We start from the raw sequence: 14,555 nt of genomic DNA, 5'->3' as shown, positions 1-14,555 counted from the left end.
GGCCGCGGCCGTGCCGCGCGCTCGGTCGACCGGTCCGACGGCGTCGTCGGACGACGGCGCCGGTGACAGCGCCCGTGACAGCGCCCGTGACGGGCCGGAGCCCCGGACCGCCGGCCGGCCGGCCGTGCGGGTGGTCGCGGCCGAGGGGGAAGGCGCAAGCGGTCCGGAGCCCGGCGTCCGGGGGCCGGGTGGGCTCGCGGCAGCCGGCACGGGCCCGCCCCGGGAGGGACGGGCCCACCGTGCGGTCAGGCGGAAGCGACCCCGAGGTCGGCCATCCAGCGCTCGACATCCTCGGAGCGCCGCGGCAGCATCTCCGAGAGGTTCCGGCAGCCGTCCTCGGTCACCAGGATGTCGTCCTCGATACGGACACCGATGCCGCGGTACTCCTCCGGCACGGTGAGGTCGTCGGCCTGGAAGTACAGGCCGGGCTCAACCGTCAGGCACATCCCCGGCTCCAGAGTGCCGTCCGCGTAGGTCTCCCGCCGGGCGGTGGCGCAGTCGTGGACGTCCAGACCGAGCATGTGACCGGTGCCGTGGAGCGTCCAGCGGCGCTGGAGACCGAGCTCCAGCACCCGCTCGACCGGCCCCTCGACCAGGCCCCACTCGACCAGCCGCTCGGTCAGCACGCGCTGCGCGGCCCGGTGGAAGTCGCCGTACTTCGCGCCCGGACGCACGGCGGCGATGCCCGCCTCCTGCGCGTCGTACACGGCGTCGTAGATCTTCCGCTGCAGCTCGGTGAAGCGGCCGTTGACGGGCAGCGTCCTGGTCACGTCCGCGGTGTACAGCTCGCGCGTCTCGACCCCGGCGTCGAGCAGCAGCAGGTCGCCGTCGTTCACGGAACCGTCGTTGCGCACCCAGTGGAGCGTCGTCGCGTTGGGTCCGGAGGCGCAGATGGAGCCGTAGCCGACGTCGTTGCCCTCGACCCGGGCCCGCAGGAAGAAGGTGCCCTCGATGTACCGCTCGGAGGTGGCCTGCGCCCGGTCGAGGACCTTCACCACGTCCTCGAAGCCGCGGGCGGTCGCCTCGCAGGCGAAGGTCAGCTCGGCGATCTCGAAGTCGTCCTTGACGAGCCGCAGCTCCGACAGGAAGGTCTGGAACTCGGCGTCGCGCTCCGCCGTCACCTTGTCGGTGAGGGCCGCCTCGACGGTCGCGTCGTAGGACCGCACGACGCGGACGGGGCCGCGCGCCTCGGTCAGCAGCGCGGCGACCTTGCGGACGTCGGCGCACGGCACGCCGTACCGGCGCTCGGCCTCGGTCAGGCTCTGGCGGCGCCCCACCCACAGCTCGCCCTGCGCGGACAGCCAGAACTCGCCGTTGTCCCGGTCCGACCGCGGCAGCAGGTACAGCGCGGCGTCGTGGCCCTCCGCCGTGGGCTCCAGCACCAGCACGCCGTTCTCGGTCTGGTCACCGGTCAGGTAGGCGTACTCGACGGAGGCCCGGAACGGGTACTCGGTGTCGTTGGAGCGGGTCTTGAGACGCCCGGCGGGGACCACCAGCCGCTCGCCCGGGAACCTGGCCGACAGCGCGGCGCGTCGGCGGGCGGTGTGCTCGGCCTGGGCGACGGGCTCCAGGTCGGTCCGCTCGGTGTCGGCCCAGCCGGACTTCATGTTCTCCGCGAGCTCGTCCGAGACCTTCGGCGCGAGACCGTTCTTGCGCGGCTTCGGCTCTGCCGGCTTGTCCGCCGCGGTGCCCTCCGGGCTCTCGGCGGTCTCCGGGCGCTGGTCATCGGCCACGTCTGTGCTCCCTCGCTCGCGATGTGGGCAGGTCGGCGGCGATTCGACCGGACCTCCTCCCATCGTATGCGGGGAGGTAAGGCGTGCGACAGGGCCATGCTGCTGAGCCTCCCCGGTCCGCGCCGGGCCCCGCCGGGCCCTGACGGCGAGCCGGCCCTCGCCGGACCTCGTGGGTCCTGGCCGGACCTCGTGGGTCCTCGTCGGGGGAACCGCGGCGGCGACCCGCTCGGGGGCGGACCGCTACGCACCCGGCGCCGGCCTGCCCGGGCCCGTCCCACGGCGTCACCGACCGCTCCGGCCGTACGCGCTCCGGCCGCCCGCCGCGCTGCCGGTCCGACCGCTCAGCCGCGTGCGTCGAAGCGGGCGGCCAGCAGCACCGTCTCCCGCCCAGCGGACGCGCCGCCCGGGGCGGCGGCACCCTCGGCCCCCGCCGCACTCCCGGTCCTCGGCACCGCGGCGGACAGCAACTCGCCACGGACGTGTTCGGCGAGCGCGCCGGGCTCCCGCCGCAGCTCCGCCGGGGTCTGCGCGACCACGTCGTGCAGCCGGGAGAAGGCCAGGTCCAGCGGCTCGCCCGTAGCGTGCAGCAGCCCCTCGTTGTACAGCAAAAGCGTTTCGCCAGGAGCGAGTTCCAGTTCGACGCTCGGCGCCTCCCAGCAGGAGAGCATGGCCAGCGGCGCCGACAACGTGGTCTCCGCGAACTCCACCCGCGCCGATCCGACGACGAGCGGCGGGGGATGACCGGCCGAGGCGAGGACCACGCGGCGCGTGGCGGGCTCCGCGTAGCCGTAGAGCGCGGTGGCGCAGCGGGCGGACTCCGTGACCCGCAGCAGCAGTTCCAGGTCCGACAGCACCGCCACCGGGTCTTCCCCCTCCATGACCGCGTAGGCCCGGAGTCCGGCGAGCAGCCGCCCCATGGCGGCGGTGGTCGCCGGTCCGCTGCCGCTGACGGTGCCGACCGCCAGTCCCAGCGCGTCGTCCGGCAGCCGCAGCGCGTCGTAGAAGACACCACCGCCCGCCGCCGCTCCGCCGTGCCGCACCGCGAGCGTCACCCCGGGCACCACCGGCAGCCGCCGGCCGAGCAGTCCCTGGTGGAGTTCGCGCGCGTCGTGACGGGCACGGTCGAGCTCGATGCGGTTGGCGATGTGCTGCCCCGCCTGACGGAGGTACAGACCCAGCAGATGGCGGCGGCGTTCGTCCGGACGGGCGGGTTCGTCGTAGAACCACACCGCCGCCCCCAGCCGGCCGCCGTCGGCGTCCGCGAGGGGCTGCGCGTAACTGGCGGCGCAGCCGAGCCGGGCGGCGACCTCCCGGTGGCGCGGGTGGAGTTCGACGTCGGCGGCGATGTCGTCGCAGGCGATCTCCCCCGGACAGGCGCCGCTCAGCGCGTCCAACAGCCGTGAGTGAGAGGCGGATTCACGCGGCACCGTCTCCAGGTCGCCGAGGTCGGCGGAGTCGAGCCCCAACCCGACGAGCCGGTCGTGCCCCCCGCTGTCGGGTGGTCGTAGCGCGATGAGACCGCGCCGGGCCCCTGCGAGGGAGGCCCCGGCGCGCAGCGTCTCGTGCACCGCCTCCTCGACGGTGCGGGTGCGCGGCAGCCGCTCGCTCAGGTCGTGCAGGGTCGTCAGGTCGGAGATCCAGGACGCCATCCGGTCCTGCATGGCACCGGCGGCGCCGGTGACGCCCCGCAAGCCCCGCGCGGCGGTCGCCGCTCGCCCCGGGGTGTGGGCGGTCAGGGTGAGCGGGGGATGAATTCCGGTCACGTTCGGCAGGGATGAGCTACTCATCAGCATCGACTTCCGCCGTGTCTTGTCCTCGCAAGGGCACCGCAAACCCCCAGGTCGTGCAGGCCACGGTGGGAACGTTCCACATGTACACGCACGAATGGAGCGATGTCCAGCATTGTCCGATTGGCCTCGATGATGGCCAGCTCCCGGGCAGCGGCCCGGGCGACAGGCCGCGCGCGCACGATAAATGGCAGAAAAGCCCCTCACGCACGGCGCCGCCACCACTTCTGGCCGGGCGGGGCGCGCCACACCCGTCACCCCCGTGCGCCGCAGGTGGCGGCAGCCACGGACACGACGCCGGCGGTCGGCCGCCGCCGGTCGGGACCCGACCGGACGTCCCGTCGCGCGCACCGCACCGACGCGGCGCGCACCTCGTTCCCGGTGGCCGTGCCCTACCCGCGCCCTGTCCGGAACGTCCCGTACGCACCCCTGATGTCACCCGTCGCACGACTCGCCGGAAGGGTCGGCTCCCCGGAGCTCATCACGGCGCACGGAGCGGCCACGCGGTGCGGAGCCGCGTGCGGCAGCACCCCCTGTATTGCGATAGCGTCCCGGGACACGACGCCCCGGCCGGGTCCGCCATCACGGCCGGTGGCGCGGTGACGCGCGCCGACCACGCGCTGCCCGCGCCGGCCCGCCTCCACCGGGTGGTTCGCCGGTGCCCTCCGGGCACCGGCCGGTACCGTCGGAATCATGAACCGCGGGCGGGCACACCAGCGCGGGAACGGCCGGGACCGGACCCGCGGACCAGGACGGCGGCGAAACGCCACCGTCCGCCAGGTGTCCGCCAGGCCCGGCGCCCCGCAAGCTGGGAACCGTGTCGCCGTTGATGGTGATGACCGAGTTCGGTGTTCCACGTGATGGTGTCCGCCCAGCCCTGCGCCGGTCCGGCAGGGTGCGAGGGAAAGGAACGAACGCTGATGCGTGAGATCCGCGGAAAGCAGCACAAAGGAGAGCAGCACCGCGCCCGCCGTACGCCACGCGCCGCCGCGCTGGACTACGCGCGTCGAGGCTGGCCCGTCCTGCCCGGCGTCGGAACCGGCCTGGACGGCCACTGCCTCTGCGGGCGCTCCGGCTGCCCGGCACCGGTGGTCCACCCCGGGACCCCGGAACTGCTGGCGGCCACCGCCGACCCCTCGATGATCCAGTGGTGGTGGGACGCGCGCCCCGCGGCGCCCGTCCTGCTCGCGACCGGCGGCGCCGCGCCCTGCGCGCTGAGCCTGCCGCTCGCGACGGGTCGCCGCGCCCTGACCACGCTCGACAGGCTGGGGCCGCGCACCGGCCCCGTGCTCGCCACGCCCGACCGCCTGACGCTGCTGGTCGCCCCGTACACCCTCGCCGAGCTGGGCGAGACACTGTGCGACCTGCTCGACGAACAGGTCGAGGACGCGCCGGCCGCCGAAGGCGGTACCCCCGGCCGGCTCCCGGCCTCACTCCGGTTCCACGGACCGGGCGGCTATGTGACGCTGCCGCCGTCGTGGACCGGCGCCGGCCGCACCGGCTGGGTCCGGGCTCCCGGCCCGGCGCACCGGCCGCACCGACTGCCGGCGGCGGAGCACGTGCTCCGGGCACTGGTGGCCGCCGAACGACTCGCCCCCGGCGGACGGAGCACCGGTCGCCAGGGCTGACGCCCGACCGCCACCGAGCAGCACCCGGGCCCGGCCCCGTCCCCGCGACGGCGCCGGGCCCGGTCTGTTCCGCGACGGGCCACCGCCTCCGGGCCGCCCCTCCCGCCGCATCCCGCCCCGTGCGGCGGAACCTCCCAGCATCACCCGAACGGATGAAACCCCTGCACCGGTTTTCTCACCCCTGCGGGTCACATGTGTCCGGCAAGGGGGACGACATCCGCTACGCCCCGGAATGAGCGGAACGATCTCGGTATCGTCGTGTGGTCCACCGGGAGTGACACAGCAACCGCAGGGGGGTGACCTTCGTGCACGAGTCGACGTCCCGTACCTCCGAGCTGCGCACCACCGCGGTCGCCAGCGCCGTCGCACTCGCCCTGGCACTGCCGCTCGCCTTCGCCAAGGACGACGCGCAGCACTCCGACGACCTCCACGCCTCGCCGCCGGCCGCGACCGGGACCGACGGGGAGGCCGGGACCGACGGGAACGGCGACGAGGTGGCGGACGGCGGTGAGGGCGACAGGGCTGAAGCCGGCGCCGCGGAGACCGAGGTCGACCAGGGCGGCACGGCGCCGGGTCGCGGCGACGAGGGAGCGCAGCCGTCGGGCCCCAAGAGCGCCCCCGGCGGAAAGGCCACGGAGAGTCCCGCAGACCGCCACGCCGACCCGACGGACCGACCGGGGGCGACCGAGGCCGAGTGCGGCCCGGCCATGAGCGCACCGCGGGGAGTGGAGGCGCGCACCTGCGTCGTCACCGAGGGCACGGACACCTGGGCACGCGTCTACTACCGCAACGGCTCGGGTGAACCGCTACGGGGCGAACTGACCGTGCGCGATCCCGGCGGCGGCAGCGTCGAGGTGCACTGCGACGTGCCGGCGACCGAGGCGCGGGGCATCTGCGAGACGCCCCGTGCACCGACCGTCGACGACTCGACGGCGGCGCGTTATTCCGCCACGGCCGAGTTGGCGGCACCCGGAACGGACAGCACCCTGCTACGGGCGGCCACCCCAGGCCCCTGACTCACCCACCGATGCGCGCGCCCGCGGCGGGTGGAACCCACGCGCTGCGGGGCAGGTGGAAATCGATGCGACGCGGGATCACACGCTGACGGTGCGACAGCCGGTCACCGGGACACGCGCCGGGGGCACTCGGACCCGTCCGGAAGCGCGGCGCACAGGTGGTCACGGCAACGCCGGGGGAGCCCGAGTAGGACAAGTGACCAGGTCAGACGCCCCATGAACCGGGCGGCGCCCCGAAGTGTTCCCGGACGCAGAAGAACCCGGTCGCTGGAGACGGGGGATGCACCAGCGACCGGGCTCACTCAGACCGTAACAACTCCTGTGAGTTTCGCAAATCCCGCGACGCCGGAAAGGCCCCTCCCGCCCAGCGAACCTGGCTGGTTGTGACCGGAATCACTGCACGGGGCGGCCGATTCCGACCCTGTGGACAACGCAATGAAAATGCAAATGCCTTTAGTTCAGCGTGACCTGACGGCTCGTGAGTCCACTGCGCGCGCTGCGCTCGGCAGGGCTCAGCGGCTCGGTCACCGCCAGTGCCCCGGCCAACCGCTCCGCGAACTCCGCGGCCGGCTTCTCGCAGTCGGCGGCGGTCATGGCGGAGGGCAGGTCCCACACCGGGACCGTCAGCCCGTGGGCCCGGAAGGAGCCCACGAGGCGGGTGCCCTCGCCCAGGTCGGACCGACCGGCGGCGTGCAGCCGGGCCAGCGCGTCGATCAGCTGCTCCTCGGGGTGCGGCATGACCCACCGCAGGTGGTTCTTCTCGGGCACCTCGCACCAGTAGGCGCTGTCCACGCCGGCGAGCCGGACCGTCGGGATGACGGCCTCGTTCGCCCGCTCCAGCGAGGCGGCCACCTGCGGGGACGACTCGTCGGCCGCCTCCACCCAGAACTCGAAACCGCTGTGGACGACCGGCTCGAAGGCTGCCTCGGGGTCGAGCACGTCCTGGAGCCGCAGCCCCTCCGGACCGGGGCGCCCCGCGGCGACGGGGTTGCCCGGCTCGGCCTCCAGGGCCCGCAGCAGCACGTCGGCGAGGTCGCGGCTGAGGTCGCCGGTCGCGGTGTCGTTCTGCAGGGCGACCAGGACGCTGCCGTCCTGTCGACGCAGCGCGGGCCAGGCAAGGGGCAGCACGGTGGCCAGCGTCACCGAGGGCACGCCCTCGGGAAGCCCGTCCCGGAGGGACAGCTCGACGGTCGCGGCAGGGACCAGTTCGCGGAGCGCGACCCAGTCGCCCTCACCGGAGAGGCCCTCGAACGGGCGACGGACCAGCTCGGTCGTCGCCTGCGAGGCGGCGCGCCCGTGGCACGCCTTGTAGCGGCGCTGCGAGCCGCAGGGACAGGGCTCTCGGGCGCCGACGACGGGCACCTCCCCGTCGATGAGCTGCGGCTTGGTGGCCTTGGTCTGGGGGCGGCGCTTCTTGGCCATGCGAGTGCGGCTCTCCTGCTCGGGAACGGTGACGGCCGGTTCCGGCGCGTCGGACGGTATGGGGACTGTAATTGCTCGCCCCCCGGACCGAGGGGCGCGGGAGCCCGGTCCGCCCACCGGACCCGGTGCCGCACCCGCTCCCCGGCCCCCGCCCGGGGCTGAGCTGCCGGGGCTGCGCCACCGGGCAGCGCGGCGGGAGCCGGGGGGACGTTCCGTGGTGGACGGCGACCGGGGCGCAGCCGACGCCCGCCGCGAGCAGTCGGACGACCGCGGTCGAGCACCACTCGGGACGGTCGAGAGCGGCGCGGAGCGACCGGGTTGGCACCTGCGACGGGCCGGCGGGGCAGGCGCCGCCGCCGGCGCCGGTCGTCGCGTGCCGCTGGCCCGCCGCGCGCATCACCCGGGAAGGTCCCACCCTCCAGGCGGTTCGCCCTGCGGTGGCATTCGCGGCCGGGGCCGGCGGCCGGCCGAGGGCGTGTGCGGGAACTCAGGCCGGCTGTTCGCCGGCCAGCACCGCCCAGACCGTGACCGGGCCGGGGAACGCCTCGGCTCGGACTCCCCAGTCCCGGGCGAGCGAACGGATGATCGCCAGGCCACGCCCGCCGCGCGCCGTCACCGACGGGGTCGCGGGCGCGGGCAACGTCGGCCCGCCGCCATCGGTGACGGAGATCGTCACGTCACCCCGGTCGTTGCGCTCCCAGCTCGCCCGCACCTCTTCGTGGGCCAGTGCCCGCGCGTGACGGCACGAGTTGCTGAGGAGCTCCGACAACACCAGCGCCGCGTCGTCTATCACCGACTCCGTCGCCCCGCCGTCCCTAAGGTCCCGGCAGAGCCGCCGTCTCGCCGCACCGACCCCGGACGGTCCATGGGGAACCGACATGGTCGATGTTGTCGCCGCTTGCTGAGTAGCCACCAACGTCACCCCCGAGACCTCCTTTGCCTGACGCCAAAGGTTCGATGCCCGGAAGCCTCCGGCCGGAAACCGTCGCTCAGCGATGCGTTGATGAGTTCGCAATGAACGAATACGTGGCGAACGCATTGCGACACAAGCGGTAAATCATACCGAGTATTTGCTCACGCAAGTCTGCGAAGTTGATCACGGACCGTGCGGGGCCGATTCGTGATCACCGCGTCTACCCCGAGTCGGGCGCACAACTCCACATCGGCCGGGTCGTCCACCGTCCAGACGTGCACGGGATGCCCGGCCCGGTGCGCCCTGGCGACGTACCCGGGGTCTCGTCGGAGCACCCGGACGCTCGGGCCCGCGATGTCCGCACCGGCAGGCAGGCCGCCGTCACGGTGACGCGGCAGCAGGAACCGCATGAGCTGGACCGTGCCCAGCGCGGGGTCCGCGGCGCGCACCCGCTGGAGCGACCGGGCCGAGAAGCTCATCACCCGGACCGGTCCGGGTACCGGATTGGCCGCGAGCACCTCCAGCAGGCGGCTCTCGACCCGCCCCGCCCAGCGCGTCGGATGCTTGGTCTCGATCGCCAGGCCGACCGGACGTTCAGTTTCGGCCACCAACTCCAGCAACCGTTCCAACGTCAACACCCTGCTGCGCTCCGGCTCCAGGGCGTACGCCTCCCCCCGGTCCGGCCGCTCCTCGTCCCCCGCCGGGGCCTTCCAGGAGCCGAAGTCCAGCTCGTCGAGATCCGCCAGTTCGAGGGAGGAGACCGCGCCCCTGCCGTTCGAGGTGCGGTTGACGCGCCGATCGTGCACGCAGACCAGGTGCCCGTCGGCCGTCATCCGAACGTCGCACTCCAGCGCATCGGAGCCGTCCGCGATGGCCTGCCGGTAGGCGGTGAGGGTGTGTTCGGGGGCGTCCTCGGAGGCCCCGCGGTGGGCGATCACAGCGATGTCGGCGGTCATCCGCGTATCGTCGCACCGCCGTCCTTCCGAGCGGGCGGGCCGGGCCCCACCGGCCGTCCGGGCCGGGCGGCCGGGGCCACGGCGACCGCAGGAGCAGGTCCCCGCCGGCTGAGCCGACGCACCCCCGGCCGCCGCGTAGCGGTGGGCGTCCCGGGTACGCGAACCCCCGCAGGAAACGCTCCGGCCCCGCCGGGCCGGCCGGCAACGGGACGCCCCGACGGGGGCGGACCGAGCCGCGCGGGACTTACCTCCGGCTGACGCACGGTGGGCAAGACTGTGCGGGACAAGCCTGGACCGGGGCGTCTGTCCCCACCCTGTCGTGCACCTGAGGAGAAAGCTGTGACCAGCGAAAACATGAGCGCAGGCACACCGGGCCCCAACGACCCGCCCCACCGGACGCCGCCGCTGCCCGCCACTCCGCCGCAGGGCGACGTACCGCCGCCGCCGGCCGCGGCTCCGGGCGGGCCGCCCCCGGCGGCTCCTCCCTCCTCGCCCCCTCAGGTGGCCCACGCCCCCGAAGCGGGCGGCCCGGGCACCGGCGCCCCGCACCCGGGCGGGACACAGCCGGCCTCGACCTCCACCGCCGCGGGCCCCCCGACGCCCCCCGGAGTCGGCCACCAGTACTCCGGCACGCCCGTCCCCGCCGACGAGGGCATCGGTTCGGCCGGGGGCGCAGCACCGGGCGGAACACCGCCCCCGCCGCCGCACGGCCCCCACGACGGCCCCTGGGCGACCTTCGCCCCACCGCCCCGCCGCCGTCGCCGAGGCGGACTCCTCGCGGCGGTCGCGGTGGCGACGCTGATCGCGGGCGGCATCGGCGGTGGGGCCGGCTACCTCCTCGCGGACAACGCGGGCAGCGACCGTGCCACCTCCACCGTGAACAGCTCGAACGGCAGCAGCGGCACCCAGGAGCGCAGTCCCGAATCGGTGGCCGGCATCGCCGAGTCCGCGCTCCCCAGCGTGGTGACGATCCAGGCGGAGGGCGACCGCGAAGGGGGCACGGGCACCGGCTTCGTCTACGACGAGGAAGGCCACATCCTCACCAACAACCACGTGGTCGAATCGGCCTCGCAGAGTGGCCGCCTGACGGTCACCTTCTCCGACGGCGAGAGCTACGAGGCCGAACTCGTCGGCGGGGCGCAGGGGTACGACATCGCCGTGCTGCGCCTGGTGGACTCGGGTGACCGCGACCTCCAGCCGCTCCCCGTGGGAAACTCCGACGATGTCGTCGTCGGGGACACGACCGTGGCGATCGGCGCTCCGTACGGGCTCTCGGGCACCGTCACCACCGGGATCGTCAGCGCCAAGAACCGTCCCGTCGCCTCCAGCGACGGCATGGGTGGTCGGTCGTCCTACATGAGTGCGCTGCAGACGGACGCGTCGATCAATCCGGGCAACTCCGGCGGGCCACTCCTGGACGCCGGGGGTGCCGTCATCGGCGTCAACTCGGCGATCCAGTCGAACTCCAGCGCACCGGGGCAGCAGGCCGGCTCCGTGGGGCTGGGCTTCGCGATCCCCGTGAACCAGGCGGTGCGCGTCGCCAACGACCTCATCGAGTCCGGCGAACCGGTGTACGCCGTCATCGGCGTCTCGGTGGGAATGACGGAGACCAGCTCCGGGGGCGCCCAGATCAGCACCGAGGGAGAAGGGGCCAACGAAGCCGTCACGCCGGGCGGCCCCGCCGACGAGGCCGGGCTCCGCCCCGGCGACTCCATCATCAAGTTCGGTGACCGGGTCATCGACAGCGGCCCCACCCTCATCAGCGAGATCTGGACCTACGAGCCGGGCGAGACGGTGGAGTTGACGTACGTACGGGACGGCAACGAGCAGACGACCGAGATCACCCTCGACGCCCGCGTCGGCGACCAGGAATGACCCGGAGGCGGGCCCCGGGGCCTCGCGGGAGCGGCTACGCTGTCGGAGTGCCGTCGGCTCCCGTCGGCACGGGGAGGCTTGCCCGAGCGGCCTAAGGGAACGGTCTTGAAAACCGTCGTGGCGGCAACGTCACCGTGGGTTCAAATCCCACAGCCTCCGCCGAGGTGAGCAGTACACCAGCCCGGAAGGGGCGCCCGCCGGAAGGCGTGGCGCCCCTTCCACGCGTTATGAGGGAGCGATGTTTCACGTGGAACACACGCCCCACAAGGCGCTCCGACCCCCGGTTCACCACCGCCGGACGCCGCCCCACGGCCACGCTCCCCTGCGGCGACACCAACGACACCGCGCGCTCACACGGAACTGCCACCGGGCGAGGCACGGAGGAACCACGAGTTCGGCTGCGACAGCGCCCGTGACAGCAGCAGCACCCCCGCACACGGGATACTGACCACGCGCCGCTCCCCTACGCCTACGGCATGCCTGAACGCGACTCGGCCTTCCTGAAGACCCTTCACCTCGACGACATCGTCACCGGCACCGTGACCCGCATCGCCGACTTCGGCGTCACCTTCGTCGACCTCGGCGGCTTCGAGGCCAAGATCAACATTCCTGAACTGTCGACCCGTCGTCTCGGCCACCCCTCGGAGAAACTCTCGGTCGGCCAGCAGGTCCGCGCCCGTGTCGTCAACATCTGCTTCCTCCACGAACAGGTCTCCCTGTCGCTCAGGAACGTACCGGACCCGGCGCGGACCGCCTCGCCGCCGAATGGGTGAGCGCGGAAGGCGGCGAGGAAGCCTGCACCCCCGCGGCACGGTGGACCGGTGAAGACGCGGAACCTCGCGGCGGTCATCGCGGACCCGCCGCGAGGTGGCGGCGGGCCGCCTCCCAGACCTGTTCGAACTCGTCGGCGGTGAGCTGCTCGGGTTCGTGTCCCTCCCACGTGGAGACAGGCGCCTCAGCGGTGGAGCCGAACCGGCTCTCGTACTCGCCGAGGCGCCCGGTGTCGCGGGCATGCTGCCATTCCGTCTCCGCTGCGGCTGCCACGGGGACCGACGCCGGGCCTCGCAGTTCGACCTGCCGCGTCACCCATCCGTCGGGGCCTGCCTCGAAGAAGAACCACGTGTCCTCCTCGTCCCAGTAACAGCGCATCCATGTGGTCACCGACCCAGTGTGCCGACGGGTCGGGAGCGACGTCCGCGCGGTCGTGCATGCGCCGGCGGGGGCGCTGTCCCCTTGGTCGATCGAACCCGGGGCGCCGGCGGAGCCGACGACGAGGGGCGGCGGAGGGTGGCTGCCCGCCAGGGTTCGCCGTGGAACGTCGCCGACGACCAGAGCCAACGCACCGCCACATCCCCAGCGGCGGTGTAGGTTCTCACTTTCGGTGTCAGGCGCCGCCGCTGTGACCAGGACGTTCCCCTCCAGTCTCACGACGTGTCGGCCAGCTGCTGTCTCAGGGCGATGTCGTTTCCTCAGACTGTCCGTCAGTCATCCGTTCCATCCACTCGCGCACGGTCACCGCGTGCTCGATGCGGTTGACGATCTCCTTCTTGGACGCCGTGTCCAGAGTCTCCGGGATCTTGTCGAAGGTGTCGGGAAGGACGTCGAGCAAACCCCAGATCTCTTCGCCGGTGTTGACGGTCAGCAGTTGCTGGCACCTCCACTGCAGCGGCATCTCGGGACGGTGCGTGAGCCGCTGCACGAGCGTCGGGAACAGGTAGTGCGTCGCCTCCGCGGCGAGGTGCTCCCGGAGCCAGTCGACCGGGAGCCGCTGGCTGAAGCTGTGCATGGCGGCCTCCTGGGCCAGGTCCAAGAGCTGAGCGGTGTCGACGGCTCGGACAGTGCGAGGAAGGCTCGGAGTCATGTCGCGATGATGCCAAGAAGTCACTGCGGGGCCGAGAGGTCAGCTGGGCCGGGATGCGATCTGCCGACGGGCAGGGCCCCAGACTTCCTCGAACTCCTCGGAGGTGAGTTGTTCGGGGTCGTGGCCTTCCCATTCCGAGACGGGCAGCTCGGCGGTGATCCCGAATCTGCTGTCGTAATCATCGAGGCGGCCTGCGTCGCGGGCCCGCTGCCACTCGGCGAGGGAAGCAGCTGCGATCGGGATCAGCTCAGGCCCTTCGAGTTCGACCTGCCGGATCACCCAGCCTTCGGCGTCGACCTCGAAGTAGAACCAGGTGTCTTCCTCGTCCCAGTAGCAGCGCATCCCCGTGGTCACCAGACCATGATGCCGGGCCAGATGCGCCGCCCTACTCCGCTCTATCTCATGACTGGGCGATGAATCCTGCGGATCGGTCGAGCTGGAAAGGAGAACCGACCCGGGTTGGATCCCAGCCTTGATCCCGTGCCTCTCGAATGCTGGCAGCAACGTGAGCCGAACGAATTGGCTCCGTCTCGACGCCCACCCAGTTGCTGGGATGGGCCTGACCGCTGGTGACGATCAACGTCGTGCCCGGCTGGCTGCCGCTGACCGCTTCAACCGCATAGGCCATCGGTGTCCAGCAGAGTCCCTGCATGTAGGAGGGCTTCCTGCGGATCCGCCAGCGGTACTCGATCCCGTCAACGGTTATGCGCCGGGAACCCTTCTTGTTCAGCGCCATCTTCGCCTCCTCCGCTGTTGGACTCTAGCGCCGTGCAATAGGCCCGTCTCAGCCGGAATCCTCCGGGCCGCCGGACAGCGCGCCGAAACCAGAGTGCCGTGCAGGCTGTGGTCGCCGTAGTGTCCGAGGCGAAAGGCGGTTCCAGTGGAGATCACGGTTCAGTGGATCAGGACGTCCTGGACGAAGCACTCCAGGGGCGGTGACGCTGCTGCCCGCAGGAATTCAGCGCCAACGGGGTTCCTGGTGTCACCAGTGCCGTCTTCCTTCGCCCAGGTCATCAAGATGTCCGAGCGTGACGGTTTCGAGCCGCACGAAAGCGAGAGGGACTTGCGCCAGGTCGGACTCAGCTTGCGAGACGAGGGCGATCGGCTCCGCGTGCTGGCGCGTGTGGAGCCGTTGTTCGGATTGCCGCCGCGCCCGCGGCGGCCGCCGGCGGTGCGTCTGGTCCCGGGGCAGTGGGTCCGTTGGCAGTTGAACTATCGGTTCAGTAGCGCCGCCGGAATACGGGACTGGTCGTACTGGCTCGACACGTTCAACGTTGCCTATGGGCCCGTCGACCCGAACGTCTTCCTGTCGGAGCCGACCGTTCTGGTCGATGAGTGCGGTCCTGTTCGATAGCCGACCGCCG

At 72.7% G+C, this 14,555-nt stretch carries 14 protein-coding genes and 1 tRNA gene; 6 read left to right on the top strand and 9 right to left on the bottom strand.

The window, feature by feature from the left end; genetic code table 11:
- Positions 1–245: 245 nt before the first annotated feature.
- Both HCJ92_RS01250 and HCJ92_RS01245 read right to left on the bottom strand, forming a co-directional pair.
- Complete coding sequence (locus HCJ92_RS01250; RefSeq protein WP_338053957.1) at positions 246–1,733, bottom strand: aminopeptidase P family protein; 1,488 nt, start codon at positions 1,731–1,733, stop codon at positions 246–248.
- Between the two features lie 341 nt (positions 1,734–2,074).
- On the bottom strand, positions 2,075–3,520 hold the full coding sequence (locus HCJ92_RS01245; RefSeq protein ID WP_167931469.1) for a PP2C family protein-serine/threonine phosphatase: 1,446 nt from the start codon (positions 3,518–3,520) through the stop codon (positions 2,075–2,077).
- Positions 3,521–4,440: 920 nt separating this feature from the next.
- On the opposite strand from HCJ92_RS01245, the gene HCJ92_RS01240 reads away from it, so the two are divergent.
- Positions 4,441–5,148, top strand: coding sequence for a bifunctional DNA primase/polymerase (locus HCJ92_RS01240; protein WP_167931468.1), 708 nt, complete (start codon positions 4,441–4,443; stop codon positions 5,146–5,148).
- A 305-nt stretch (positions 5,149–5,453) separates the two neighbouring features.
- Positions 5,454–6,164: a hypothetical protein gene (locus HCJ92_RS01235; protein ID WP_167931467.1), complete on the top strand. Its 711-nt coding sequence runs from the start codon at positions 5,454–5,456 to the stop codon at positions 6,162–6,164.
- A 453-nt stretch (positions 6,165–6,617) separates the two neighbouring features.
- Here HCJ92_RS01235 and HCJ92_RS01230 read toward each other — a convergent pair whose 3' ends face one another.
- The 3 genes from HCJ92_RS01230 to HCJ92_RS01220 form a co-directional block, all read right to left on the bottom strand.
- The gene (locus HCJ92_RS01230; RefSeq protein ID WP_167931466.1) at positions 6,618–7,586 is read right to left on the bottom strand and encodes a DUF5926 family protein; all 969 of its coding nucleotides are present in this window, start codon (positions 7,584–7,586) and stop codon (positions 6,618–6,620) included.
- 487 nt (positions 7,587–8,073) lie between these two features.
- Entirely contained in the window at positions 8,074–8,466 is a 393-nt protein-coding gene (locus tag HCJ92_RS01225; protein WP_338053956.1) for an ATP-binding protein, read from the bottom strand.
- A gap of 194 nt (positions 8,467–8,660) precedes the next feature.
- Positions 8,661–9,455, bottom strand: coding sequence for a glycerophosphodiester phosphodiesterase (locus HCJ92_RS01220; RefSeq protein WP_167931464.1), 795 nt, complete (start codon positions 9,453–9,455; stop codon positions 8,661–8,663).
- A 339-nt stretch (positions 9,456–9,794) separates the two neighbouring features.
- On the opposite strand from HCJ92_RS01220, the gene HCJ92_RS01215 reads away from it, so the two are divergent.
- From HCJ92_RS01215 to HCJ92_RS01205, 3 genes are all read left to right on the top strand, one after another.
- The gene (locus tag HCJ92_RS01215; protein WP_338053955.1) at positions 9,795–11,330 is read left to right on the top strand and encodes a S1C family serine protease; all 1,536 of its coding nucleotides are present in this window, start codon (positions 9,795–9,797) and stop codon (positions 11,328–11,330) included.
- 72 nt (positions 11,331–11,402) lie between these two features.
- A tRNA-Ser gene (locus tag HCJ92_RS01210) sits at positions 11,403–11,489 on the top strand.
- A 317-nt stretch (positions 11,490–11,806) separates the two neighbouring features.
- Complete coding sequence (locus tag HCJ92_RS01205; RefSeq protein ID WP_167931463.1) at positions 11,807–12,103, top strand: S1 RNA-binding domain-containing protein; 297 nt, start codon at positions 11,807–11,809, stop codon at positions 12,101–12,103.
- A 73-nt stretch (positions 12,104–12,176) separates the two neighbouring features.
- Here HCJ92_RS01205 and HCJ92_RS01200 read toward each other — a convergent pair whose 3' ends face one another.
- The 4 genes from HCJ92_RS01200 to HCJ92_RS01185 form a co-directional block, all read right to left on the bottom strand.
- Positions 12,177–12,491 (bottom strand): hypothetical protein, encoded by a 315-nt coding sequence (locus HCJ92_RS01200; RefSeq protein ID WP_338053954.1) that lies wholly within the window; start codon positions 12,489–12,491, stop codon positions 12,177–12,179.
- Between the two features lie 289 nt (positions 12,492–12,780).
- Positions 12,781–13,191 (bottom strand): hypothetical protein, encoded by a 411-nt coding sequence (locus HCJ92_RS01195; RefSeq protein ID WP_167931462.1) that lies wholly within the window; start codon positions 13,189–13,191, stop codon positions 12,781–12,783.
- Between the two features lie 39 nt (positions 13,192–13,230).
- Entirely contained in the window at positions 13,231–13,533 is a 303-nt protein-coding gene (locus tag HCJ92_RS01190; RefSeq protein ID WP_167931475.1) for a hypothetical protein, read from the bottom strand.
- A 58-nt stretch (positions 13,534–13,591) separates the two neighbouring features.
- Positions 13,592–13,927 (bottom strand): hypothetical protein, encoded by a 336-nt coding sequence (locus HCJ92_RS01185; RefSeq protein ID WP_167931461.1) that lies wholly within the window; start codon positions 13,925–13,927, stop codon positions 13,592–13,594.
- A gap of 144 nt (positions 13,928–14,071) precedes the next feature.
- Here HCJ92_RS01185 and HCJ92_RS01180 point away from each other — a divergent pair, with 144 nt between their 5' ends.
- The gene (locus tag HCJ92_RS01180; protein WP_167931460.1) at positions 14,072–14,545 is read left to right on the top strand and encodes a hypothetical protein; all 474 of its coding nucleotides are present in this window, start codon (positions 14,072–14,074) and stop codon (positions 14,543–14,545) included.
- The last annotated feature ends 10 nt before the right edge of the window (positions 14,546–14,555 follow it).

This window comes from Streptomyces spiramenti (assembly GCF_012034385.1).
GTDB classification, from domain to species: domain Bacteria; phylum Actinomycetota; class Actinomycetes; order Streptomycetales; family Streptomycetaceae; genus Streptomyces; species Streptomyces spiramenti.
The sequence above is the reverse complement of the archived record's forward strand: the minus strand, read 5'-3'. Positions and strand labels throughout refer to the sequence as shown.